Below are 24,867 nucleotides of genomic sequence, written 5' to 3'. Positions count from 1 at the left end.
AGATAAGATTATCCGGTAATGTAAATTTGCTGAAAATAATATAGAGGTGCTTCAATGTACAAACTTTATCATAATTTTTTAGAAATTCTTAATTTAGATGAACACAAGTTAGTTATATATATTGATAACATAGAGAAGTTGTGCACTTTTGAATTTGAAGAGCTAAATGTAAATGAATCAAAGTGGATTTGCGAAATTGATGTAAAGGATCAGATGATTTTTGAATCCACAATAGACAATTCTAATGAAATGATCTATCTCTATGCGAAGGATCATCACTTATATATTGTCAAAGAAAGCTCAGACATGGTCCAGCGAGATCAAGTACTTCCCATTGAAATTAATAATCAATTCGAAGATATCTTTGTCAAGCAATTAGGGTTAGATCGCTATGGCTTATACAGCGGCGAAGAGGAACTGTTATTATTTTCAGGGCTACTGAATGTAGATGAGATCAATCGGAATTATAAAATAGATTTGCCCATTAAAGAGGTAGATAGACGATTTGTGGATATCTCCTTTATCGGATACAGTATTTTCCATTTTGTGATTACCTATGATTGTCAGAATAAGGAGCTAAATGTAAGGAAAATTTTGTTTGATGTGATGCAGGAACATAAAGATATTGAAGTGACTGTGAATAATCGTAATCAAATCAAAATATCAAATAAAGTGACGGATCAAAAGAAAATCGTCAACTTTAGACTCGTTCCTAGATATCAGCCGCTAAAAGTTTTTGGTAAAGATACCTTGGAGCAGTTCAAAGATGACAATATTCTCAATATCTTGGTGATTAATAAGCAAAGATATTACATCTATGTCAGAACGAATGGCGTTTACTTAGTGAGAGGAAACCCATATCTCGTTACAAAACATACGTCGAGATTACGCATCTTTAGTATGTTTAATAGTTTTTATGTTTATGGAAGATTGACGCATTATGCGTATAATTCAGACCAAAAATATGAATATCTTTACATTAGAAACTCTGAGCACCAGCTGGCGAAATTTATAAGACCATTTAGAAAGATTAAATTCTTGAAAAGATATGGTTTCTTTAAAATTTCGTTAAACGATCTTGATTTAGATAGCAGAATCCACAATAACTTGTTCGTAGGAAATGATCACCGAATTATCCATAGTTTAAGGTTGAGAAAGAGGGATAAAAAGGTCAAAACATATATCACGAAAAAGAATGGGGACAAGCTGCAAGTCCTAAGAACCAATCTATTTGGAAATGTGACATCAACCATTATTCCTTATTCACAGGAATATTCTTTATTTAGTAAAGTGAAAATAAAAATAGCGAGTATCCTATCATCATTCTATAAAGACAAAAAGTATCGTGTGAATTTGTTTTTTGAGAAAAAGAGTGATAAAGCAGATGAATCAGCTATTAGAGTGTATGACTATGTACAGGAAAATTGTCAAACAGACTCAAAAAATTACTTTATTCTTAATAAGAAATCAAACGCATATCCAGCATTGAAAGCGAAATATGGAAAGGGTATCATACCGAAATACAGTCTCAGACATTATTTAAGTATATTTAATGCCAGTTATTTTATATCAAGTGAATTATCTAACCATGTTCTGAATGATAGGTTGTATATTGACCATCTCAGAGAGAGAATCATGAGTGTCCCACTCGTCTTTTTACAGCATGGCATTATGTTTGCTAAACCGGTTGATAATCCAATGGCCTTTGGATTCCATAAAGACAAGAATCAATACAATATTTATAAATCAGTCATCAGCTCTGAATTAGAGGCCGGTGAATTTTATAAAATGAACTATGATCGTGAGGATTTGATTTTGACAGGTCTGGCAACCTTTGATCATGCCAAATTAGTAGACGGTGCAGATAAGATCGCCTTTATGCCAACTTACCGATATTGGGAAGAGGGACTTATTTATACAAATAGAATTGAAGAAACATCTTACTATAGAGTTCTAATCAAAATCATCAAAAGCTTTGAAGAAGCAGGTCTTCTTGATCGTCTGTTAATTGTACCGCATAACAAATTTTCACAGTACGTTTATCAAAATCTGCCTCAGTATAAACATATTATTTCTGATAACCCATCGGAAGCGCTAAAAGTGTCAAAAGTGTTTATTACTGATTATTCATCTGCTATTTATGATGCACAATATAGAGGTGCCTACCCTATTTTTTATTGGGAAGAAAAAGATTACTTGATTAGACAGTATAAGGCGATTCCTCCTGTAAACGATGAAAATGCACCAGGACCGATAGCATATAATACACAAGAGCTGATTCGAATCGTGAAACATGCGATCGATTGTCAGTATGTTGTGGAAGATGAATATAAAGAAAAATACCTGAAAATCAACAGCTTTAACGATAATCAGAATACGAAAAGAATTACAGATTTCTTAAAAGAACACCAAATTATCTAATATGTGAGGACCCCCTGAATCAACGATTGAAAGGATTCAGGGGGTTTTTGTCTTCTAGTTTGACGTGCATGACTTTTGTTATAAGATGAAATGTGTATCGTTATCTGTTACAATTATGAGCGGTGCTTTTTAAAAAAGTAATCCCAAAAACTTATATCTAAGGAAGATTAGAATGAACGCAATGTTGACGATATTAAAGGAGCAAATCAGCTCATTTCCGCTGATTATGCGACTTGCTGTTTATGAAACAAAATCAAAATATCAGATGAATTATTTAGGTGTTTTATGGCAGTTTTTAAATCCATTGATTCAAATGCTGGCTTACTGGTTTGTTTTTGGTCTGGGAATTCGCGGAGGACAGCCAATTGTCATTGGAGGGATGGAAGTTCCGTTTATCATTTGGATGCTGGCTGGATTAATCCCTTGGTTCTTCATTAGTCCGACGATACTTGATGGATCAAACAGTGTGTTTAAACGTATTAATATGGTATCGAAAATGAATTTCCCGATTAGTGCGCTGCCGTCTGTAGTGATTATGTCCAACTTGTTCAGCTACTTTGTCATGATGGGTGTCTATCTGATTGTGCTGATTTCCTATGGCATATATCCTGATGCGCATTGGCTACAATATATATACTATCTTATTTGTATGATCGCGTTTATGTTTTCGTTTAGTTTGTTTAATTCCACGATTAGCGTACTCGTGAGAGACTATCAATTTCTTTTACAATCAGTGACACGTTTACTTTTCTTTTTGCTGCCGATTTTTTGGAATATCTCAGAGAAGCTCACTGGAGACAAAGCATGGATCGGGGATATACTAAAATTGAATCCTCTTTTCTACATTATTGATGGTTTTAGAAATAGCTTGTTAAAGGGAGAATGGTTCTTCCATGATGTGAAATATACGCTTTATTTTTGGCTGATCACGCTACTTCTTTTAACAGTCGGTTCATTGCTTCATATGAAATTTAGGGATAAATTTGTCGATTTTCTTTAAAAAGTAAGGAGATTATACGATGAAACTAAAGGTTTCGTTTCGAAACGTATCCAAGCAATACGTCCTATATAAAAAGCAGTCAGATAAGATTAAAGGGCTGTTTTTTCCTAATAAAAATGAAAAAGGTTTCTTTGCTGTTCGTGATGTGTCCTTTGATGTATATGAAGGCGAGACGATTGGTTTTGTAGGGATCAACGGATCTGGAAAATCAACGATGTCGAATCTTCTTGCGAAAATCATTCCACCGACAAGTGGTGAAGTTGATATGGACGGTCAGCCTTCGTTAATTGCCATTGCGGCAGGGCTAAACAACCAATTAAGCGGGAAAGACAACATTCGCCTCAAGTGCTTGATGATGGGGCTGACGAATAAAGAGATAGACGAACTATATGAAAAAATCGTAGAGTTTGCGGATATTGGTGACTTTATTGATCAGCCTGTGAAAAGCTATTCAAGCGGAATGAAGTCACGTCTTGGCTTCGCCATTTCAGCGCATATCGATCCAGATATCTTGATTATTGATGAAGCGTTGTCTGTTGGTGACCAAACCTTCTATCAAAAATGCGTGGATCGAATCACAGAATTTAAAGAACAAGGGAAGACGATCTTTTTTGTCAGCCATTCCATTAGCCAAATTCAAAAAATCTGTGACCGAGTGGCTTGGATGCATTATGGTGAGCTTCGTATGTTTGATGAGACGAAGAAGGTCGTGAAAGAGTATAAGGAGTTTGTTGAATGGTTTAACAAGCTTTCTAAAAAAGAAAAAAAAGAATATCAATTGAAACACAAAGAAGGTCGCAAAGGTGTACAAAAAAAGACAGAGAAGGTGTCTCGATATGATGAGAACGGAAAACGACGTTCCTTTTTTGGACCAGCCTTTCAAGTGACGATAATAGCTGCTTTAACGATTTTACTTGCCTTATCGATGTTTTCGGATCGTCCACTTCGTACACTGGCGACGTTTGGCGCCATCCCAGCAGATAAGACAGAATCGCCTCAGTCAAAGAACCAGCTAACAAAAGGGGCGCCTGATATGAAAAAGGTGGATCGACAGACGCTTGTCACAGCAGATCCACTCACGGTGTACAAAGATCAAGCTATGAAAAAGAAGGCAGGTGTCACTTTGCCATTCGGGCAAGAGATACAAGCTGTCGCTGAAAATAAACAAACCGTTCAAATCAAAACAGCATCAGAGACGTATTTTGTCAAACCTGAAGGGCTTCAACCTGCAGAGGAATTAAAGTCTTTATCCATTGGACCTGGACAGTTCAACTCGTATGTATCGCCCGCATCTGCTGGCTCGTATGAGTACTTACTTTCTTTCCTTGGAAAAGAGGAATCTGTGCTTAAGCAAAAAATGCAAACGCTGAGCTCGATCAAAAGTGATCAAGGCGGTACGATTGAGCGATTGACCACAGAGAAAACTGACTATGTCATTCAAAATGGTCAAGCAAATGCTATTGTCTTTCATGAGGTGATGCCGATCTCTCCTTCGACACTTGGACTGACAGAACAGAAGGTTTGGATGAATGAGAAACAAACGAAATTCGCAGTAAAGGGCGAAAGCAATCTGTTTGTCATTGATAATGAACAGCATACACTGACGATTTCAGTGATGAAATAAAAAGCTGCCGATTCCGACAGCTTCAGCGTGTAGACAAACCCTCGCATTCGTTGTCAGGTCTGCGCGCTGGTGCTCACGAATATTCAATTCGCTCCGCGCCAGTGCTCGCCCTTCCTAGACTTCAAAGGTTTTCTATCACGCTGAAAAGAAGACAAAGTGCTAAAATAAAAATCATTTTAGCACTTTGTCAACAATCTAAAGCTGCCGATTCCGGCAGCTTTTTTTAATTCACTTCTTCTTTTTCGAGAAGCTGTTTCATAAATGGAATGAGTTTCTTTTTCAGATCCTCATCTTGAAGGGCAAACTCGAGAGTCGTCTCGATGAAGCCTTGCTTCTCACCAACATCGTATCGTTTTCCTTCAAAATCATAGGCGAATACACGCTGGATATCATTCAGCTTTTGTATGGCATCTGTCAGTTGAATTTCCCCGCCTGCACCAATTTCTTGCTGATCAAGGTACATAAAGATCTCTGGCGTGAAAATGTATCGTCCTAAGATGGCTAGATTGGATGGTGCTGTACCTTGCGGCGGCTTTTCTACAAAGTTTTTCACTTGGTAGCGGCGTCCTTCTTGTGTAAGAGGGTCGATGATCCCGTAGCGATGCGTATCGCTGTCTGCTACCTGCTGAACACCAATCACAGATGAAAGGGTCTTTTCGTATTCATCCATCAGCTGGCGAAGCCCCGGTGTTTCCGCTTGAACAATATCATCACCTAATAAAACGGCGAATGGCTCATCACCGATAAAATTGCGTGCGCACCAAACAGCGTGTCCAAGTCCTTTAGGTTCCTTTTGACGTATGTAATGAATGTCAGCAATGTTAGAGGATTTTCTCACCTTCTCTAGAAGCTCGCTCTTCCCTTTTTCCTCCAGGTTGCGCTCTAGCTCTGGTGCAAAATCAAAATGATCCTCAATGGCTCTTTTTCCTTTTCCAGTGACGATAATAATGTCTTCAATTCCTGATTCAACAGCTTCTTCAATAATATATTGAATGGTTGGTTTATCAACGATTGGCAGCATTTCTTTAGGCATAGCTTTTGTTGCAGGGAGGAAACGTGTCCCAAGACCTGCAGCTGGTATAATGGCTTTACGTACTTTTTTCAATGAACTTTGCACCTTCCTTACATAGATAACCGATTTAATCACTCAATGTTTGTTCGTGGTCGTCTGTTTAAAGTGTAACTTACAAATCATAGGAAAGACAAATGATTTCACTAAAATGAATTTTAGATAATTCATATTTTATATGTTAAATGTAAAGGAAAGAGAAATTTAACGTTAATTCAATGTAAATTCTTTTTTTATACCATTAAATTTATCCTCCAAATTGTGTATAATTGAAAGTACTATACTAGGAAAGAGGATTAAACAAGTGAAAAAACTAAATGTAATGACTATTTTCGGTACTAGACCTGAAGCGATCAAAATGGCACCACTTGTCCTTGAATTAAATAAACATCCACTGATAAATTCGATTGTCACTGTGACAGCCCAGCACAGAGAAATGCTTGATCAAGTTCTTGAGGCTTTTTCAATTACGCCAGATCATGATTTAAACATCATGAAGCAGCGCCAGACATTATCTGAAATCACATCAAATGCACTGTTAAAGCTAGACCAATTATTCCAAGAAGAAAAACCTGATATTGTCCTTGTCCATGGGGATACTACAACAACCTTTGCAGGAAGCTTGGCAGCATTTTATCACCAAATTTCAGTTGGGCACGTCGAAGCAGGATTGAGAACACACAATAAGTATTCGCCGTTCCCAGAGGAATTGAACCGTCAAATGACAGGCACTATTGCCGATATTCATTTCTCTCCTACAGAGGAAGCGAAGCAGAATCTTTTAATTGAAAATAAAAAAGAAGAGACCATTTGTGTGACAGGGAATACAGCGATTGATGCCCTGCAAACTACAGTTACTGAGCATTATCAGCACCCTATTTTAGAGAAAATAGGCACGGATAAAATGATTTTGTTAACGGCCCACCGCAGAGAGAATCTCGGCCAGCCGATGAAAAATATGTTTAGAGCCATTAGACGTGTTGTAGAAGAGTTTGAAGATGTTCAGGTCGTTTATCCTGTTCATTTAAACCCTGCCGTACGTGATGCAGCTCAGACAGAATTTAGCGGTCTCGATCGTGTACACTTAATTGAACCGCTTGAAGTCGTTGATTTCCATAACTTTGCTGCCGCTTCGCACTTTATCTTAACGGATTCTGGCGGTGTACAAGAGGAGGCGCCTTCTCTAGGGAAGCCAGTTTTAGTGCTCCGTGATACAACAGAACGTCCAGAAGGCGTGAAAGCAGGCACACTTAAGCTTGCAGGTACGGATGAAGAGACCATTTACAAAATGGCTAAAGAGCTGCTAGTAGATCAGAAGGAGTATGACAGCATGTCGAAGGCGTCTAACCCTTATGGTGACGGACAAGCATCGAGACGAATTGTCGAGGAGCTCCTCCATCGATTTGGATTAAGTGAAGAAAAACCTGCCCCATTTAAATCATAAAAAAAGAAGACAAAGAGCTAAAATAAAAACCATTTTAGCCCTTTGTCAACAATCTGAGACTACATTCATGTAGTCTTCTTTTTTTACTGCTCCAAACTGTCCTTCAATTCCTTCTTCACTTTAGCCAAACTGCTATCATCAAGCTGATAATAATAGATATTATTGATGCGTGCTCCCGTTCCTTTCAGCTCGTGCTGCTTCACACGCTGTCTTGCGTCACGGTAGTCATTCATCATCGTCCACATATCATCAAATGACATATTAGTCTTCATATTGTTTTCCACGACTTTGAACATATCGCCGAACTTCGTAATAGATGAAATGTTTGCCCCTTTAGCAATGATGCCTTCAATGACTTGACGCTGCCTTTGCTGACGTCCGAAGTCACCCTTTGGATCTTGTTTTCTCATCCTTGTGTAGGCGAGGGCTTGATCGCCATTTAGATTAATTTCTCCTGTACCAAATGAATGACCATCATAGCTGAAAGCAAATGTGCTGTTCACTGTAATGCCGCCAAGTGTATCGACAATATCCTTAAAGCTTTCCATATTGACTTTCACGAAGTAATCAACAGGTACATCAAGCAATTCCTCTACAGTATCAGCTGCCATTTGTGTGCCGCCGAATGCATAGGAGTGGTTGATTTTATCCATTGTGCCTTTTCCGACAATTTTCGTATACGTATCACGCGGGATACTCACCATCTCAGTCGTTTTGGTTTTTGGGTTAACGGTCATGTATATTAATGTATCCGCACGGCCGCGGTCATTTTTTCTTTCATCAACACCCATGACTAAAATAGAAATCGGGTCTTTCTTATTTAAATCGACATCTTTGTCACGCTTATCTGACTTCTTTAAATTCTCCTGAATGCCTGCCACGGTTGATGCTGCTGTATTCCAAAGATGATATGCATATCCGCCAGTTGCTAATACGAATAAGCCAATAATCGATAAAACAATCCAAAGAACCTTTTTCTTCTTTCGTTTTCTTTCAGCTCTCATAATGTCCCTCACCTTTTCTATGATTCTTCCATGATTATAGGTTTACGAATCTTGATAAACAAGTTATTTTTTTACTCTGAACCTAGATATAGACGTTGTAACAAAAAAAAGGTTTCAAAAAACCTTAAATTTACCTTAAAATATTAAGTTATAAGACGATACAAAGACATGAGGTGAAAAAAATGAAGAAAATCGTCGTTTTACCGTTCTTAATACTACTACTTGGTATCGTGCTCACAGCATGTGGAACGGCTGAGCAGTCCTCGGGAGAAAACAACACAAGCAGTTCAACTCCTCAGGTGCTGGAAGAAAAAGCTGAATTTATTGGAATGGCTGATGCACATACAGTCGAAGTGAAAAAAGTGAATACGACCTTAAGCTATGAATTTACGGATAATTTTAAAGATGTGTTAAATGAATTCAAACCAGGAGACAAAGTAGAAATCTCTTACTTTATCAATGACAGTGGTCAAAAGGAAATTCAAAAGATTGAAAAACAGAAGTAAAAAAGATGGGCGGGATGAACAAAATTGAAGAAAACAGGCTTTACACTTATTGTTCTCATGACAATGACTCTACTAATCGCACCCTTTCAGTCTGCCATGGCTAGCTCGACAATTTCAGTGAAATTGTCTAATTATATCGGAAATAAAAAAACGATGGATCTATCCACAGCTGGAGAATACAAGCTGTCAGGATCGAATGTGGCTGTCACGAAAAGATATGATGGCAAAAATCGATACGAAGTTGCCAATAGCATCGCATCTGCCGGCTGGAAGAATCCATCAACAGTTGTCATTGTGAGCCGTGATGCATTTGATCATGCCATTTCTGTATCACCGTTAGCTTACAAACTAGGCGCACCCATTTTGTATACAAACATTGAAAAACTAACAAAAACAACTGAAAACCAGCTGAAGAAAATGAAGCCGGATAACATCCTGATCGTTGGTAACACGAAAAGTATTTCAACAGCTGCTGAGAAATCTATTAAAAAGTATGGGAAAGTCAGACGCATTAGTGGAAAAGACAAGTTTGAAATCTCCCAAAAAATTGCTAAAGAAATGGGTAACTATAAGCAAGCTGTCGTTGTCGGTGGAAACTCATTTATGAATGGGATTGCGATTGCATCCTATGCATCGAGAAAGGGATACCCAATCCTTTTAACAAAAAAAGATTCCATTCCGTCTTACAAGCTGCCAAGCAAAGTCATCATCATCGGTAGTACGAAAAGTACGGGACAAAAAGTAGAGAATCAAATTAAAAAAACGTCACAGGTAACAAGAATCAGTGGTGCCAATCGCTATGAACTCTCTGTGAATATAATGAAGAAATTAAATATCAATGCAGATAAAGTTTATTTGGCAAAAGCCTCTAGCTATATTTATGCTATGCCGCTGTCTCAATTGGCTGCAAAGTCTAATAGTGCTGTTGTGTATGTGAAACCGGATTCTGTCACAGCGTCACTAAAAAAACTGCTGAAAGAAAAGGGTACATATGCTTATCACCTTGCTGGTAGCACAAGTGCGATTAAAGATAGCTTGAAGAACTCATTAGCCAAACAAGTCTATCTGAAAAAAAATCAAAACTACCAATTGAATATTTCTAACGGAAAAATTTCATTAAAAGGCATAAAGACATATAACAATGTAAGAGTTGTTCCTGAGAAATATTCAACGAAAAATATCCTTCAAATTGCAGGGAAGCCTTACCTAGGCAGCGTCAACTTTGCAATTGAATCAGGTTATATCAGGCCGACTCTCGAAAATATTCCATTTGAAGACTATCTAAAAGGCGTGGTACCAAATGAAATGCCTGCAAGCTGGCATGTTGAAGCGCTAAAAGCACAGGCAGTGGCCGCTAGAACGTATTCGGTGAAAAGTATTGGAAAAGTCGTACCTGATACAACTGCCTTCCAAGTATATGGAGGATATAACTGGTACACAAATTCGACAAAAGCTGTCGATGCCACAAAAGGGAAAGTACTGAAATACAACAATCAGCTCATTTCAGCCACCTATTATTCTAGTAATGGCGGATATACAGAGGCAAGTGAAGAAGTGTGGGCAAATGCACTGCCGTACTTAGTGGCCAAAAAGGATACAAAAGATCCGATCAATGCATGGACATTAAAACTCTCTAAAAAACAGCTAGGCACAACATTGACTGCTAGTACAGCAGCATCTCAGTGGTCTAAGGCAAAAGAGACAAATGCAACGGATCTTGCTGGTCTCAAATCATGGCTGCTCAAAAACAAAGAAACAGCTGCATCTGATATGAAGATTGCATCCATCTCAAGCCTGACGTTCTCAGGAAAAACAAAAGGACAACGTGCGAAGACGGTATCAATCAAGCTGACATATCATCTGAAAAATAAAACAGGCACATATGCAGTAAACAAAAGTACAACGGCAAGTATGAAGATGACCGAGTTTAGATCCATCATGGGCGCAACAAAGGTGAAGAGCACATTTGCGTCAGTCAAAAACAATACAAATGACTTTACGATTTCAGGAAAAGGATATGGTCACGGCATTGGCATGAGCCAATACGGTGCCAAAGCTAGAGCAGAATCTGGAAACTCATATTCTTCCATACTTTCGTTCTACTATCCAGGTACAAAACTAACAAACTATTAAAGGGTTAAAGGAGGACATAGATGATGCGCTCAATCATGAAAACAGCCATCCTCAGCCTCATCGCCATTTTCGTTATTGTTCCAACAGCTTCAGCAGATAATTCAGTCTCACGAATTGATGGCGGAAGCAGATATGCTGTAGCAGCAAACGTAGCGAAAAAGGGATGGGGAACTGCAAGTACAGTCGTAATAGTAGGGAAAACTGCGTATGCGGATGCAACAGCAGGGATTCCACTTGCACACCAAAAAAATGGACCAGTTCTTTATACAAACAGTAAGAGTCTTTCAGGTGATACGAAAAAAGCCCTAAAGGCTTTAAAAACAAAGACAGTGATCGTTTTAGGCAGTACATCAAGTGTGTCAAATAACGTAATCAATGAAGTGAAGAAGATGGGCATCTCTACACAACGTATTTCAGGAAAAAATCGATATGAGCTATCTGCAAATATCGCGAAGAAAATGAAAAAGCCAGCAGGCGTCGTTGTCGTTGAAGGTTCCTTCTATGCTCATGGGATTGCAATTGCACCGGTAGCAGCACAAAAAGGTTTCCCGATTCTCTACACAGATAAAAAGGGACTTCGTTCTGAAATCGCATCTGTTGCAAAAGCAAGCAATGTCAAACAAACCATTGTAGTCGGCGGAGAAAATTACGTCACAAAAGCAGCTTATAATCAATTGAAATCTCCAACACGAATTAAAGGCTCCACTCGTTATGACGTTGCCGCTAATATTGTGAAAAAGTATAATATGAGCACGAACAATACCTATGTAGGAAGAGGGTTTGGCTACGCCACTTCATCTTCTGCTGCAGGGATCGCAGCGAAGCAAAACAAAGCATTGCTTCTAACGAATGAAAAAACATTACCAAAAGTAACAAGAGCAACCATTAGCAGTAAAAAAATCACCAAATTTACTGTCGTAGGCAGTGCAAATACGGTGACACCAACTGTTGTGAATCAATTGAAAAACCCTGTTGTCGGGAAAAAAGTATTCATTGATCCAGGTCATGGCGCACATGATTCAGGAGCTGTAGGCTACGGGTTATATGAAAAGAACTTGAATTTAGATGTAGCTAAGCGTTTAAATACGAAATTAAACAACGCGGGTGCACTTGTTACCATGTCAAGAACATCAGACACATTTGACAGTCTTCAAACACGAGTGAGCAAAGGTGCGTCAGCAAATGCAGATATCTTCATTAGTGTCCATGCGAACTCAAATGATAACAGCAGTGCAAACGGAACAGAAACGTATTATGACAAAACATATGCGTCTGCAAACAGCTTGAAGCTTGCGCAAAACATTCAGCCGAAAATGGTCAGTGCACTTGGTACAAGAGACCGTGGGGTGAAAACAGCTGGATTCTACGTGATTAAATATTCTAAAATGCCGAGTGTTCTTTTAGAAACTGGTTTTGTGTCAAGTCCAGTTGATTCAAACATCTTGAAATCGGCTACGTATAAAGATCGTTTAGCGTCAGGTATTTCAAGCGGTGTGTCAGGTTACTTTAGATAAGAAAATACAAACATGAGGGGTGCCTCAGATACTCCTCTTAGGCTGCTCGAGAACGTCTCTCGGCAGCCTTTTTTCAAAAGTCTATGAAGTGATCGGGTCGTCAATAATGTGTCAAGTTAAAAATACATTTCATTTCTAGTTATCTTTGTTATAATTGAAACATAAAAGGTGAATGGTTTACGCATGAATCTAAGCGACAGCCAATCGACAAATCATGAAGAGGTGACAATTTTGAAAAAATTAATCACAATGCCGTTTCTAGTATTGCTTCTAGGTGTACTACTCACAGCATGCGGCACAACAAATCAATCAAGCGACAACAATAAGGATGATAGCAAAAAGGAAACAACCGAAGCAGCTGATCAAAAGAAAGAAAATGCTTCAGAGAAAAAGGAAAAAACAGAAGATCAGTCATCAAATGAAAAAGCAGATGATCAAAGCAAAGAAACAGTTGCTCCAAAAGAAGAGCAATCTGGTCAATCTGATGAAGACGCAAAAGACAGCTCAAGTAAAGAAATCACAAAAGAAGAACCTACTAAGGAACAATCAAAAACTGATTCTAAAACAAAGAAAGAATCAACAACAAATAAGAAAAATGAAGTCACCAAGGAAGGCACATATGTCGGCTTGGCTGATGGACATACCATTGCTGTGAACATTGATGGCAAAGAAGTCGCTATTCAATTCGGAAATACGTTTTCTAAACAAGTGAACAGCTTAAAAGAAGAATCAAAAGTGAAAGTCACTTATACAAAAGATGCAAACGGAACCCTTCGATTAAAAACCATCGAATCCGTTAAAGCAAAATAAAGAAAAGACCCGGAGACCCGCAGAATTGCGGGTCTTTTTTACGTTGAAAAGGGCATAACTTGATATAAGTGCACATTCTTAACACAGTTTTACAAGACTTAACAGCGCATTTACATTTGCTTAATGTTGCTCTGCTAAACTGACTTTCATAGAACATCTCTTTACACAACAACTACTTTGAATGGTGAGGTGCAGGTCAGTGAGTGCAGAGAAAGCGATGAATCTTTATAGAGAATATGAAGTGAGACGAAACCACTCTTTTGCCTTAACAGAACATATGGTTCGTTATTTATTTGCAAAACGTTTCATAGATTTAATGTTCTCGTTCATCGGATTGATGTTGAGTACGCCAATCATTTTGCTGTTTGCTCTTTTGATTAAGCTGGAAACACCGGGACCAGCCTTTTATATGCAGGAGAGGGTCGGGAAAGACGGTGTTTACTTTAAATTATGGAAGCTCAGATCGATGAGAACCGATGCTGAAAGCGGAGGAGCGAAATGGGCACAAAAAAACGACCCACGTATCACCAAAGTGGGAGCCTTCATTCGTAAAACAAGAATCGATGAACTCCCTCAATTCATCAACGTGTTAAAAGGAGAAATGAGTATCGTAGGTCCGCGTCCGGAAAGACCGATGTTTACCGCAGAATTTAATCGGACGATTCCAGGTTTTACGAAAAGATTAACGGTCAAGCCGGGACTGACAGGTCTTGCTCAAGTAAATGGAGGATATGAAATGAGTCCAAGTGAAAAATTAACACATGACTTACAGTATATTCAAAACTTGACATTTTCTCTCGACATGAAGATTATGGTAAAAACGTTAAAAGTCATCATGACGGGTGACGGAGCCAGATAAGTAAAGTAGGGAAGAGAAATGGCAAGTATGAAAAAACACATGCTGGGCGGGGCAAAATGGACAAGCTTGTCCGCATTTATCATTACGATCATCCAAATTGCACAGTTCGCCTTTTTAGGGAACGTGATGTCACTGAAAGAGTTTGGACTCGTTGGCATGATCACAACTGTCACAATATTTACGCAGATTTTACTTGATCTAGGGATCGGGGCAGCGATCATCCAAAAGGAACAAACAACAGAACGTCAATTATCCACATTATATTGGATCAACTTACTCACTGGCATTATCTTATTCTGTTTACTCATTCTAGTAAGCCCAATGATTGCCGCCTTTTATAACCGGCCAGAGCTGGAGGGGTTGCTCAAACTATTATCGATCATGTTTCTGATTGCACCCATTGGCCAGCAATACCAATACATGATGCAAAAGGACTTAGCCTTTAAAACATTAAGTGCCATTGAAGCCATTGCAACTATGATATCGCTGTTTGTTTTACTCGCTTTGGCCTTCTTCATCAATCCGATTGTAGCCTATGTCATTTCTCAAGTGCTTCTGCAATCTGGAAAAGGGCTTATGTATGCCGCAGCTTATTGGAAGAAGTGGCGCCCAGCACCTGTTTTTGCATTAGGAGAAGTGAAAGAATTTTTCTCATTCGGTGCATTCCAGCTCGCATCCAGACTAGTCAATCGAGCAGGATCGAACATAGACATGATTTTAATCGGCCGGTTTCTAGGAGCAGAAGCGTTAGGTATTTATAGCTTGGCGTATCAAATCGTGACGATCCCCGTGCTAAAGATTAACCCAATCGTGACGAGAGTGGCTTTCCCGGTTTTCGCAAAAAGTCAGCGTGATCACTCCATGCTGCGAGAGGGCTTCCTCAGTATGACGAATATGCTCGCATTGATTAGCTTTCCGTTATTAATCGGTCTTGCTGCCGTATCAGATAGCTTTATAGAAGTAGTGTTTGGCGAGAAATGGCTCGTAGCTGTTCCGGTTCTTAATATATTATGCATTGTCGGACTTCTGCGTGTGCTGATGAATCCAAACGGGTCAATACTCCTTGCAAAAGGGAGAGCGGACTTAGCCTTTTATTGGGATACGGGGATGCTTCTTGTGTATGGATGCGCCTTATACGCAGGTGTCAGCACAGGCAGTCTGCTCACAGTAGCTTGGGTTTACTCAGGTGTCAGCCTGCTCAACTTCATTGTCGGCAGATGGCTCATGGCGTATGTCATTCAGCTAGATATGAAGGTTTATTTAAAATCACTTGGCAAGCCTGCTACTATGACGCTATTGATGGCCGCCTGTGCGGTAGCCCTGCATCAAGGCATGAAGCTGACGTCAGCCGACATTTTACTTCAATTAGGATTGACGATTTGTGTCAGCGCAGCATTGTATGGCTTGCTGCTCATCAAAATGTATCCGCAGGTGGCAGGCAAATTATTGAGAAGAGGTCGTTCGTCATGAAGGTGCTGTGGCTGACAAGTGTATATCCTAGTGAAAAACATCCAAGTGAAGGCGTATTCCATGAAACGCAAGTGCAGGAGCTGCTCAAACAAGGAATACAAGTGACGGTCATCTGTCCCAACCCTGTCAATCCACCGGTTTTGCGGATGCTGAAGGCGTCCTATCGGCAGAAAAAGGATCTGCCCGAACAGGAAGTGAGAAACGGAGTGACCGTATACAGGCCGCCCTATACAGCGCTTCCTGGACAGCTGAAATGGGCACAGCCGAGTAAACGAATAGCTTCTACTGTTCTCGGCGCCATGCAGCGTTACCAGCTGTCACCAGATTTTATCCATGCACACTTTGCGATGCCGTCTGGCGGAGCGGCGGCTGTGATTCAGAAAGAAACGCAAATTCCTTATCTTTTGACCTTACATGGCAGTGATGTGAACGTGTATCCGGGCTATAGCAAAGGGGCACATGCAGCCTTTGAAACGGCGGTGAAACAGGCATCTGCTGTTCTGACGGTGAGCGAGGAGCTTGCTAAAAAGACAAATGACATGACAAAGGTAGAAGCGAAATGCCTCCCGCTCGGTATTCCGCTCCAGTCATTTTCTAAAACGGAAGAAGATCAACAATTCATCAGGAAAAAGTTAGGCTTACCCCTTCACGACAAGCTCGTTGTCTTCGTCGGGCGGTTAGTCAAAGAGAAGGGCTTACTTGAATTAGCTGATGCTGTCAGCGGCTTGGATGGTGTGAAAGCAGTTTTTGTTGGAAAAGGCCCCCTTGCAAAGGAGCTCACAGAACGGGCTGGAGCATCTATTCTACTCCCAGGGCAGGTGCCGAATGAGCAGGTGAAAGACTACTTAATCGCATCCGACCTGTTTGCACTTCCTTCTTATAGTGAAGGGATGCCTACCGTCGTCCTAGAGGCGCTCGCTTTAAAAGTACCTGTCATTGCGACACGAGTTGGCGGTCTCCCAACCTTATTTTCTAGCTATCAACACCTGCTCATTGAACCACGTTCGACAAGTCAGCTGAAAGAGGCCATTCACGCCTACCTTTATGAAAACAGATGGAATGAGCAAGTGAAAAGCGATCTTCATCAAATCGTTCATACAGAATACTCATCAGCAAATAATACGAAGCAGCTCATACAGCAATATGAAAAGGTGCTTCATCAATCAAGATCCATCGTTTAAACAAGATGAAATGTGCAAAGAATGATAGATAAACAGCTTGGAACGGACAATATGCTTTTACTGAGAGGATGAAAAATGTTGAAGAAAATTGCTGTGATTGGAACAGGGTATGTCGGGTTAGTATCGGGTACTTGTTTTGCTGATATCGGAAATCGTGTCATCTGCTGTGACATCGATGAATCAAAAATCAACAGCTTAAAAAGTGGTGTCGTTCCCATTTATGAACCGGGTTTAAAGGAATTGATTGAAAAGAATACGGAAGAAGGAAGACTGTTTTTTACAACCAATATTCCTGCTGCTATCCGGGAATCAGAGATTATCTATATTGCTGTAGGGACTCCGATGACAGCACAGGGGGAAGCAGATTTAACGTACGTGAAAGCTGTCGCTCAAACAATTGGTGAACATCTAAATGGCTATAAAATCATCGTCAATAAAAGCACAGTACCCGTTGGAACAGGCCGGCTCGTTCAAGCCATTGTCGAAAAAGCATCGCGCAGTAAATATCCTTTTGATGTCGTATCCAATCCAGAGTTTCTCAGAGAAGGATCTGCCATCCAAGACACGATGAATATGGAGCGGGCAGTAATCGGCTCGACAAGCACCCATGCGTCGACCATCATCAAAAGATTGCATGATCCGTTTCAAACAGAGGTTGTGGAGACCAATTTAGAAAGTGCTGAAATGATTAAGTATGCTGCAAATGCCATGCTTGCCACAAAAATCTCATTCATCAATGACATTGCAAATATTTGCGAGCGGGTGGGCGCTGATGTTGAAAAAGTTAGCGAAGGCGTTGGATTAGACAGCCGTATCGGGCATAAATTTTTAAAAGCGGGCATTGGATTTGGTGGGTCTTGTTTCCCGAAAGACACGATGGCTCTTCTCAAAATTGCCGAAACAGCTGGCTACCGGTTCAAGCTGATCGAGTCCGTGATTGAAACGAACAATCACCAAAGAGCGCACCTTGTCAGCAAATTGATGAGTGTATTCGGTGATATTAGAGGAAAAACCATCTCTGTTTTAGGTCTCGCATTCAAACCGAATACGAATGATATGCGTTCTGCACCTGCATTAGACATTATCCCAATGCTGAGAGAGCTGGGTGCTTTTGTGAAGGCCTATGATCCGGTTGCTTATGTAGAAGCAGAACGAGAGCTTGGCCCGCAGGCTGTCTTCAGTAATGACCTGTATGAAACAGTAAAAGATACGGATGCTTGCCTCATCCTAACAGAATGGGATGACGTACAGAAGATGGATAAAGATCAAATCAAGCAGCTGCTTCGTTCACCGATTGTAATTGATGGAAGGAATTTGTTTGATCCAGCAGAAATGAAAGAGAGAGGATTTATTTACCAGTCTATCGGCCGCCCAGGCGTATGGGAAGCAGAATTGGTATCAAAGGCACAATAACAGGGGGAGCTTGGATGAAGAAAGTATTGGTTACTGGGGGAAGCGGATTTATTGGATCACACACGGTAGAGGCTTTACTAGAAAAAGGCTACGAGCCCATCGTTCTTGATAACTTTTCAACTGGATCTCGGGGAAATATTGCCCACCTTTCCGTTCAATGCATTGAGGCAGATGTCACAAAATCAGAAACGGTCGATTTGATCAAACAAATAAGACCGGATTATATCATTCACCTTGCAGCACAGGTGAGTGTCGCCGTGTCTGTTCAGAATTTCGTTTATGACGAAGAGGTCAATATCAAAGGGTCCCTGCACGTCATGAAAGCAGCGGCTGAAGCAGGGGTGGAGAAGGTGGTATTTGCCTCATCGGCAGCTGTCTATGGAGATCCAGTGTATTTGCCAGTGGATACCGCTCACCGGCTAAAGCCTGGTTCGCCTTATGGTTTATCGAAACTCACAGTAGAGCGATACTTAGAAATGGCAAAATCACTGTATGATGTGGACTATTGTATTCTTCGGTATAGCAATGTTTATGGTCCGCGACAAGATGCACTTGGCGAAGGCGGGGTTGTCTCTATTTTCTCTGATAAGTTTGCAAAGGATGAGGCTCCTTTCATTTTCGGAGACGGAGAACAAACAAGAGATTTCATCTATGTAGGTGATCTAGCAGCGGCTAATGTTGCGGCTTTAACAGCTCAATCAAACGTTTGTTTAAATATCTCGTGTGGTGATTCAATCACTGTGAATGAGCTGTTTCAAACGATGAAGCGAGTAACGAGGTCGCATCTTGAACCAATTTACAAGCCGCAGCGTGCAGGAGATATTGTGCATAGTACATTGGCAAATGAGGAAACGAAACAAGTCTTAGCATGGGAGCCTGTTGTGAGTTTACAGGAAGGTTTGGCTCGTACCATTTCCTACTATGAACAGGAAGTCAAGGCTTAATCCCTCAAATCGGATGGGTTGCTTAGGAGGAAAATGGGTATGAGTGTGAAGCATACAGCATGGCAAATCATGATTGGATGTATATTGTTTGCAGCAGGGATCGGTCTTGTACAAATGGCAGCCGCGCAGCCCGTCGGGTTAAAGAAGATGGTGGCTGTTCCAGTTATACTTCTGATCCTGTCGGCTGCTCTCGTGTTGATGAAGCTGTACATGAATGGTGAGCAAATCTTCATGTCAGTCATCTATCTTTTGATTACATTGACCTTTCTCAACAACGCTTTCTTTTCTATTAGTGCAGGATTCTTTAGTCTTTTTCTCTACCGTATCATGCTCATCGCCGCCTTTGCTTTATTTATATGGCGGATGAGAGATCAGGGGACGTACATATCGCAGTGGCAGCAGATTCGTGTCAAAGGAATTCTTGGTTTTTTCGCTGTATGGTTTCTTTACGGTCTCATCTCACTGCTTTGGGCTCATTCTGTCACAGACGGCCTGAAATATATGTCCCTTCTTGCAATGGGGATGGGATTTGTCTTTCTAGTCGTCATGTATATTCAGCGAATGGATCAAGTGGTGACCTTTTATAGCATTTGGCTGGTCATGACTGTGTTTGTGATGGGGATTGGGTTCTATAATCATTTTACATTGAACCATTTACCGAATACCTCATTGTATCTAGGGCCAGCGTATAAACAGCACTATCCTACATCTGTCTTTTTTAATCAGAATGACTTTGCAACGTTTTTATCGATTAGTTTCTTCTTATATCTAGCATGCATGCGTCAAATGAAAAACGGTTACATCAAAGCGTTTGGATTATTAGGTGCAATCGCCGCGCTGTATCTCATTTTGTTAACCGAATCCCGCGCTAGTCTGCTTGGGATATTTGCAGGAGTGGCGATCTATGTGTGGCTGCTGCTGCCGCGTTTTCTCAAAAAGTGGTCAATCATTGCAGCAAGCGGACTTGTCGTCATCGGTATCGCTGTTTTTTCAGCTAAGATTTATTCGGTCTTTTATGACTTGTTTCTCGCTTCTCAGGTCGCGCATTCTTTTAGTGAACCACTCCCGTCTAACATCGCGAGAGCGAATTTAATCAAAAATGCTTGGCACTTCTTTACGAATTCATACGGATTCGGAGTTGGAGCGGGGAATGTGTCTTACTACTTAGCTCACTTTTCGATCTTTGACACAGACCAGGTCGTAGAAGTGCACAATTGGCTGCTGGAATTGATGACGAACTTCGGATTTGCAGTCATGCTGGGCTATATCTCTGTATACGCCTATCTCATGTTCACACTGTACAAACAATACCAATGGGCTGACACAAGATCGGCAAAAATGATCATTGAGGGGTTGTTTGCAGCCATGCTGAGCTTTCTCGTTTCAAGTATCAGTCCTAGCTCCGTCTCGAATTTATATTTCCATTGGGTATTTTTAGGACTGGTGATCGCAGCGGTGAATATGTTGAAAAACAAACAACGACTCAAGCTATGGTAAACCGTGTGTGATGCTGCGTTTGTATGGCTACACTAGTGAAAGAGCAAATACGTCAATGTTGGGAGAATGAACATGTCTGGTTTCATATCTAGGATAGGGAAGCGAATCAAAAAGTACATCGTATGGCTCATACTGCTGCCTGTCGTATTAGGTGCCTTTGGTTTCTTTTTTGCTAAAGGAACTACGCAGCAATCTAGTTACACAGCTGCTGTTACCCTCACTCTCGGTAAATATGATGATGGGGTGTATAACAACATGGCAGAAGTGACATCTCTATTAAAAAGCGATGCATTTCTAAATGAAGCACTCAGTGATGTGAAAGAAGAAGAAAGACAGGATGTGAAAACTCGTCTCATCCTTACCAATCAATCAGATACACAATTACAGCTGTCTTTCACGGATGCCGATAAGGATCATGCTTTGGCTGTCGTGAAGCAGGTGTCGGATACATTTCTGAAGCAAGATAAAGCATTATTTACAAAAAGGCAGCAGGTGATTGAAAGTAGATTAGCTGCTCTTGAAGACGAATCGGTCAGCAATGATTCCAAAGTCGATAAAGAACGATTCTTATATGAATTGGAGTCAACAAAGCTTGGAATGAAGCAGGCAAAAATTGTTGAACCTGCACAAGTACTTGATGAAGGCAATAAAGGCATGTCAGCTAAAAAACGGGCACTTCTTGGGCTTGTCATTGGCTTTAGCATCTCGCTCATGTTTGTCGTCTTACCCGAAGTGTTCAAAGAATCTTAATAATGAACTGGAGATGAGTCTTAGGTGAACAATCAACCGTTAGTATCCATCATTACACCTGCGTATAATGCGGAACGTTATTTAACGGATACAGTTCATTCCGTCCTTGCCCAAACCTATTCCAATTGGGAGCTGATCATTGCAGATGATTGTTCTACAGATGGAACTCGAAAGCTATTAGGGGATTTAAGTCAAGCGGACGACAGAATCAACGTCATTTATTTAGAGGAAAATGGGGGAGCTGCCATTGCTAGAAACGCAGCCATCAAACAGGCAAAAGGACGCTTTATCGCTTTTTTAGACAGCGATGATATGTGGAAAGAGACGAAGCTTGAAAAACAGGTAGACTTCATGCTGACAAATGATTATGCCTTTACATTTACGGCATATGACATCATTGCAGAAAACGGAGAACCATTAGAAAAAACCGTCACTGCGCCAGCGAGATTGGACTATAATGAAGCCCTGAAAAACACCATTATCGGCTGTTTAACGGTCATGCTTGATCTTCAAAAGGTAGGACATGTGGAAATGCCGAACATTCGCACAAGGCAGGATTTAGCTACATGGCTGTCTATATTAAAAAGAGGATTTACAGCCTATGGTATGAGTGAACCGCTCAGTGAATATCGCATCGTTGGGAACTCCATCTCTAGTAACAAGTGGAAAGCAGCGAAAAAAACGTGGTTTGTCTACAGAGAAATTGAGCAGCTTCATTTTGTCAAAGCGTCTTGGTGTTTTATGCACTATGCGACAAATGCTGTGAAGAAGCGCTTATAAACAGAAGGGAAAAAAGGTGATAAAGGTGAAAGCAGACTCGATCATACATGTTGTCGTAGCGACGGGAGAATGGGGACAGGACGGACTGAGGTACAGACGGCATCGGCTGGCCGAATTTCTAGCATCTGATCCAGAAACAAAAGAGGTCATCTGGGTATGCCCGTCATCATCTCGTCATACAGCTCCCTTTCAGCCCATAACAGATCGAATGAAGCAATTGACCATTCCTGATGTGCTCAAGAGCAAATTATTTCGCTTTGGTCGATATCAAGACATGTTCTATATTCATAAATTATCCCCTCTCCTTGAACATTTGCGGCATGAGGAGAAGAAGGGGATCGCTGTTTGTTTATGGTATACGTTTCCGGGCTTTCCGCTCTTATCTTCTTTATTTGAATGGAAACATATTGTCTATGATTGCAGTGACCTGTGGGGAGAGCCGATAAGCGGCAACCATAACATCCTTTCTTATATGAGGCAGCGTGTCATTGTCAAAGCAGAAAATCGAATCATTAAATACGCACACAGCATTACATGCTCTTCTCAATATTTACACGATCAAATCAAAAAACGTCTTATGGGAGAACCGAAAGATGTGTTTACGGTGGAAAATGGCGTCGAATACGATGTGTTTGCGAAAAGCAATCTTCCGTGCAAAGAAGATGTGCTGGAAGGAAGAGAAGGGACTGTGCTTGGTTTTATCGGAGGAATCAAGCCAAAGCTCGATTTTGACATGATGGCTGAAGCTGCTCGCATGCGGCCTGATTGGACATTTTTATTTGTCGGTCCGGATGGAACGAATGGAGATCCATCTTTTCAGCATGCACTCAAACTGCCTAATGTGATTTGGACAGGTGCTGTTGCTCCAGAAGAAGTGCCTGCTTATATGAAGCTGATTGATGTAGGTATGATGCCATATAAACAATCCCCTTATAATCAAGCGGTGTTCCCTCTCAAGCTTTATGAATTTTTAGCCGCTGGAATACCGGTTGTCGGTTTAAATCTCCCATCAACGGAAAGGCTAAAAGAGAAGGATGTGTATGAATATTTAGAGGGCGACGATCCTGCGCTCTTCGTAGAAGCCTGCCTGAAAGTGATCAGCAAAAAAGACGACACGAGCTATAGACATCTAAGACAAAGCCGAGCGAAGAAAAAAGATTGGCACGCGCTGTTCACAAACATGGTGGAACTAACGAATATTAAAGAAAACGCATAATTCATTCGGGATTGTGCGTTTTTATTTGTTTCTTCCTCACAGGGGGAGCTTGTGATCATCCTCTATTCAATTGTATAATGGAAAGAGCGGCCAATATACAAAATACAGATTTCAATTTAGAAGGAGACTGACCTATGGATTACGAACGCGCCTTATTAGCGTTTTTTGTCTCTCTGGCTACAGTTTTAATTGTGACACCAATCGTCAAAAAGTTTGCAATTAAGATTGGTGCAGTGGACCAGCCGAATAAACGAAAAGTTCATGATAAAGTAATGCCTCGAATGGGTGGTTTGGCAATTTTTATTGGAGTAGCGGCTGGAGCATTAGCAGGCGGGCTGTTTCTACATAATAAAATTACAGCAATTTCAGTAGGTGCCGTACTCATCGTCATTTTAGGTATATTTGATGATAAATATAATTTAAGTGCAAGATTTAAATTTCTCGTACAAGTCCTAGTTGCTTGTTTGATTGTGAGCACGGGCTTAAAAATGGACTTCTTCTCTGTTCCTTTTTTAACAGATCGAATTGAGTTAGGCTGGATGGCATATCCCCTCACCGTGCTATGGATTGTGGGTATCACAAATGCCATTAATTTAATTGACGGCCTTGATGGACTAGCTGCCGGTATTTCTGTCATCGGTTTATCAACGATTGCAGTGATGGCATTTTCTGCTGATAAGATTCTGATTCTTTCTTTATCTCTTGTCGTCATTGGCAGTACGATCGGCTTTCTCTTTTACAACTTCCATCCGGCGAAGATTTTTATGGGAGATACCGGTTCGCTATTTTTAGGCTATATGATTTCGGTGCTGTCACTTTTAGGGTTATACAAAAGTGTCACTTTGTTTAGTGTTGTTGTTCCTGTGATCATTCTAGGTGTTCCTATATTTGATACGACCTTTGCAATCATTAGACGCATATTAAACAAACAGCCCATTTCATCACCGGACAAATCCCATATTCATCATAGACTAATGGCCTTTGGCTTGTCCCATCGCATGGCTGTCATCGTGATTTACATGATTGGCTTAGTCTTTAGCTTAAGTGCGATTTTGCTGACAAGCGCGACCATTTGGTTATCGCTGATCATTATCTTTTTACTGGTGATGTTTATGCAAGTGATTGCGGAAGTCACGGGTTTGGTCAACGAAGAGTTCAAACCATTTACGAAATTCTATAAACGAATGGTGAAAAGACAATAATAAAACAGCCCGTTCCTAGGAACTGGGCTG

20 protein-coding genes are annotated in these 24,867 nt (G+C 40.6%); 18 read left to right on the top strand and 2 right to left on the bottom strand.

Annotated features, from left to right (window positions below; translation table 11 throughout):
* The first annotated feature begins 54 nt into the window (after positions 1-54).
* The 3 genes from MHB79_RS16425 to tagH all read left to right on the top strand — a co-directional run bounded on the left by MHB79_RS16425 (position 55) and on the right by tagH (position 5,045).
* Entirely contained in the window at positions 55-2,421 is a 2,367-nt protein-coding gene (locus tag MHB79_RS16425; protein WP_050944367.1) for a CDP-glycerol glycerophosphotransferase family protein, read from the top strand.
* Between the two features lie 172 nt (positions 2,422-2,593).
* Positions 2,594-3,421 (top strand): ABC transporter permease, encoded by an 828-nt coding sequence (locus MHB79_RS16420; RefSeq protein WP_003213689.1) that lies wholly within the window; start codon positions 2,594-2,596, stop codon positions 3,419-3,421.
* A gap of 19 nt (positions 3,422-3,440) precedes the next feature.
* The gene (tagH, locus tag MHB79_RS16415; protein WP_340990238.1) at positions 3,441-5,045 is read left to right on the top strand and encodes a teichoic acids export ABC transporter ATP-binding subunit TagH; all 1,605 of its coding nucleotides are present in this window, start codon (positions 3,441-3,443) and stop codon (positions 5,043-5,045) included.
* A gap of 223 nt (positions 5,046-5,268) precedes the next feature.
* Here the strand turns inward: tagH and galU are convergent, their stop codons facing one another.
* A complete protein-coding gene (gene galU, locus MHB79_RS16410) occupies positions 5,269-6,150 on the bottom strand; it encodes a UTP--glucose-1-phosphate uridylyltransferase GalU (RefSeq protein ID WP_034660174.1) in 882 nt (293 codons plus the stop codon).
* A 268-nt stretch (positions 6,151-6,418) separates the two neighbouring features.
* Here galU and wecB point away from each other — a divergent pair, with 268 nt between their 5' ends.
* Entirely contained in the window at positions 6,419-7,558 is a 1,140-nt protein-coding gene (wecB, locus tag MHB79_RS16405; RefSeq protein ID WP_050944364.1) for a non-hydrolyzing UDP-N-acetylglucosamine 2-epimerase, read from the top strand.
* Between the two features lie 83 nt (positions 7,559-7,641).
* Here wecB and tagU read toward each other — a convergent pair whose 3' ends face one another.
* On the bottom strand, positions 7,642-8,562 hold the full coding sequence (gene tagU / locus MHB79_RS16400) for a polyisoprenyl-teichoic acid--peptidoglycan teichoic acid transferase TagU (RefSeq protein WP_050944362.1): 921 nt from the start codon (positions 8,560-8,562) through the stop codon (positions 7,642-7,644).
* 182 nt (positions 8,563-8,744) lie between these two features.
* Between tagU and MHB79_RS16395 the strand changes: the two genes are divergently transcribed.
* The 14 genes from MHB79_RS16395 to MHB79_RS16330 all read left to right on the top strand — a co-directional run bounded on the left by MHB79_RS16395 (position 8,745) and on the right by MHB79_RS16330 (position 24,837).
* Positions 8,745-9,068, top strand: a complete 324-nt coding sequence (locus tag MHB79_RS16395) for a hypothetical protein (RefSeq protein WP_003212891.1) — start codon at positions 8,745-8,747, stop codon at positions 9,066-9,068.
* A gap of 24 nt (positions 9,069-9,092) precedes the next feature.
* Positions 9,093-11,201 carry a SpoIID/LytB domain-containing protein gene (locus tag MHB79_RS16390; RefSeq protein ID WP_340990236.1) on the top strand — a complete coding sequence of 703 codons (2,109 nt, stop codon included), beginning with the start codon at positions 9,093-9,095 and terminating at the stop codon, positions 11,199-11,201.
* Positions 11,202-11,224: 23 nt separating this feature from the next.
* On the top strand, positions 11,225-12,715 hold the full coding sequence (locus tag MHB79_RS16385; RefSeq protein ID WP_044140362.1) for an N-acetylmuramoyl-L-alanine amidase: 1,491 nt from the start codon (positions 11,225-11,227) through the stop codon (positions 12,713-12,715).
* Between the two features lie 222 nt (positions 12,716-12,937).
* Positions 12,938-13,525: a hypothetical protein gene (locus MHB79_RS16380; RefSeq protein ID WP_223251195.1), complete on the top strand. Its 588-nt coding sequence runs from the start codon at positions 12,938-12,940 to the stop codon at positions 13,523-13,525.
* A 199-nt stretch (positions 13,526-13,724) separates the two neighbouring features.
* Positions 13,725-14,384, top strand: a complete 660-nt coding sequence (locus MHB79_RS16375; protein ID WP_340990234.1) for a sugar transferase — start codon at positions 13,725-13,727, stop codon at positions 14,382-14,384.
* Positions 14,385-14,402: 18 nt separating this feature from the next.
* On the top strand, positions 14,403-15,854 hold the full coding sequence (gene tuaB, locus MHB79_RS16370; RefSeq protein WP_340990232.1) for a teichuronic acid biosynthesis protein TuaB: 1,452 nt from the start codon (positions 14,403-14,405) through the stop codon (positions 15,852-15,854).
* The gene (gene tuaC / locus MHB79_RS16365) at positions 15,851-17,035 is read left to right on the top strand and encodes a teichuronic acid biosynthesis protein TuaC (protein ID WP_226804206.1); all 1,185 of its coding nucleotides are present in this window, start codon (positions 15,851-15,853) and stop codon (positions 17,033-17,035) included. Before tuaB ends, tuaC begins: the two co-directional genes overlap by 4 nt.
* A 75-nt stretch (positions 17,036-17,110) precedes the next feature.
* On the top strand, positions 17,111-18,448 hold the full coding sequence (tuaD, locus tag MHB79_RS16360) for a UDP-glucose 6-dehydrogenase TuaD (RefSeq protein ID WP_137054332.1): 1,338 nt from the start codon (positions 17,111-17,113) through the stop codon (positions 18,446-18,448).
* 14 nt (positions 18,449-18,462) lie between these two features.
* Positions 18,463-19,392: an NAD-dependent epimerase/dehydratase family protein gene (locus tag MHB79_RS16355; protein WP_106035662.1), complete on the top strand. Its 930-nt coding sequence runs from the start codon at positions 18,463-18,465 to the stop codon at positions 19,390-19,392.
* 39 nt (positions 19,393-19,431) lie between these two features.
* Positions 19,432-20,889, top strand: a complete 1,458-nt coding sequence (gene tuaE, locus MHB79_RS16350) for a teichuronic acid biosynthesis protein TuaE (RefSeq protein WP_212045590.1) — start codon at positions 19,432-19,434, stop codon at positions 20,887-20,889.
* Positions 20,890-20,961: 72 nt separating this feature from the next.
* Complete coding sequence (gene tuaF / locus MHB79_RS16345; RefSeq protein WP_340990229.1) at positions 20,962-21,639, top strand: teichuronic acid biosynthesis protein TuaF; 678 nt, start codon at positions 20,962-20,964, stop codon at positions 21,637-21,639.
* A 24-nt stretch (positions 21,640-21,663) separates the two neighbouring features.
* Positions 21,664-22,419, top strand: a complete 756-nt coding sequence (gene tuaG / locus MHB79_RS16340; protein ID WP_050944347.1) for a teichuronic acid biosynthesis protein TuaG — start codon at positions 21,664-21,666, stop codon at positions 22,417-22,419.
* A gap of 25 nt (positions 22,420-22,444) precedes the next feature.
* On the top strand, positions 22,445-23,635 hold the full coding sequence (gene tuaH, locus MHB79_RS16335; RefSeq protein ID WP_226805380.1) for a teichuronic acid biosynthesis protein TuaH: 1,191 nt from the start codon (positions 22,445-22,447) through the stop codon (positions 23,633-23,635).
* Positions 23,636-23,769: 134 nt separating this feature from the next.
* The gene (locus tag MHB79_RS16330) at positions 23,770-24,837 is read left to right on the top strand and encodes a glycosyltransferase family 4 protein (protein WP_003212692.1); all 1,068 of its coding nucleotides are present in this window, start codon (positions 23,770-23,772) and stop codon (positions 24,835-24,837) included.
* Positions 24,838-24,867: the final 30 nt, after the last annotated feature.

Source organism: Bacillus sp. FSL M7-0558, assembly GCF_038003245.1.
Taxonomy (GTDB): Bacteria; Bacillota; Bacilli; order Bacillales; family Bacillaceae; genus Bacillus; species Bacillus pumilus.
The sequence above is the reverse complement of the archived record's forward strand: the minus strand, read 5'-3'. Positions and strand labels throughout refer to the sequence as shown.

Coding starts and splice junctions, on each gene's coding strand:
- MHB79_RS16425 (WP_050944367.1), top strand. CDS start 55: ATGTACAAACTTTATCATAATTTTTTAGAAATTCTTAATTTAGATGAA.
- MHB79_RS16420 (WP_003213689.1), top strand. CDS start 2,594: ATGAACGCAATGTTGACGATATTAAAGGAGCAAATCAGCTCATTTCCG.
- tagH (WP_340990238.1), top strand. CDS start 3,441: ATGAAACTAAAGGTTTCGTTTCGAAACGTATCCAAGCAATACGTCCTA.
- tagU (WP_050944362.1), bottom strand. CDS start 8,562: ATGAGAGCTGAAAGAAAACGAAAGAAGAAAAAGGTTCTTTGGATTGTT.
- MHB79_RS16395 (WP_003212891.1), top strand. CDS start 8,745: ATGAAGAAAATCGTCGTTTTACCGTTCTTAATACTACTACTTGGTATC.
- MHB79_RS16385 (WP_044140362.1), top strand. CDS start 11,225: ATGCGCTCAATCATGAAAACAGCCATCCTCAGCCTCATCGCCATTTTC.
- tuaB (WP_340990232.1), top strand. CDS start 14,403: ATGGCAAGTATGAAAAAACACATGCTGGGCGGGGCAAAATGGACAAGC.
- tuaC (WP_226804206.1), top strand. CDS start 15,851: ATGAAGGTGCTGTGGCTGACAAGTGTATATCCTAGTGAAAAACATCCA.
- tuaD (WP_137054332.1), top strand. CDS start 17,111: ATGTTGAAGAAAATTGCTGTGATTGGAACAGGGTATGTCGGGTTAGTA.
- MHB79_RS16355 (WP_106035662.1), top strand. CDS start 18,463: ATGAAGAAAGTATTGGTTACTGGGGGAAGCGGATTTATTGGATCACAC.
- tuaE (WP_212045590.1), top strand. CDS start 19,432: ATGAGTGTGAAGCATACAGCATGGCAAATCATGATTGGATGTATATTG.
- tuaF (WP_340990229.1), top strand. CDS start 20,962: ATGTCTGGTTTCATATCTAGGATAGGGAAGCGAATCAAAAAGTACATC.
- MHB79_RS16330 (WP_003212692.1), top strand. CDS start 23,770: ATGGATTACGAACGCGCCTTATTAGCGTTTTTTGTCTCTCTGGCTACA.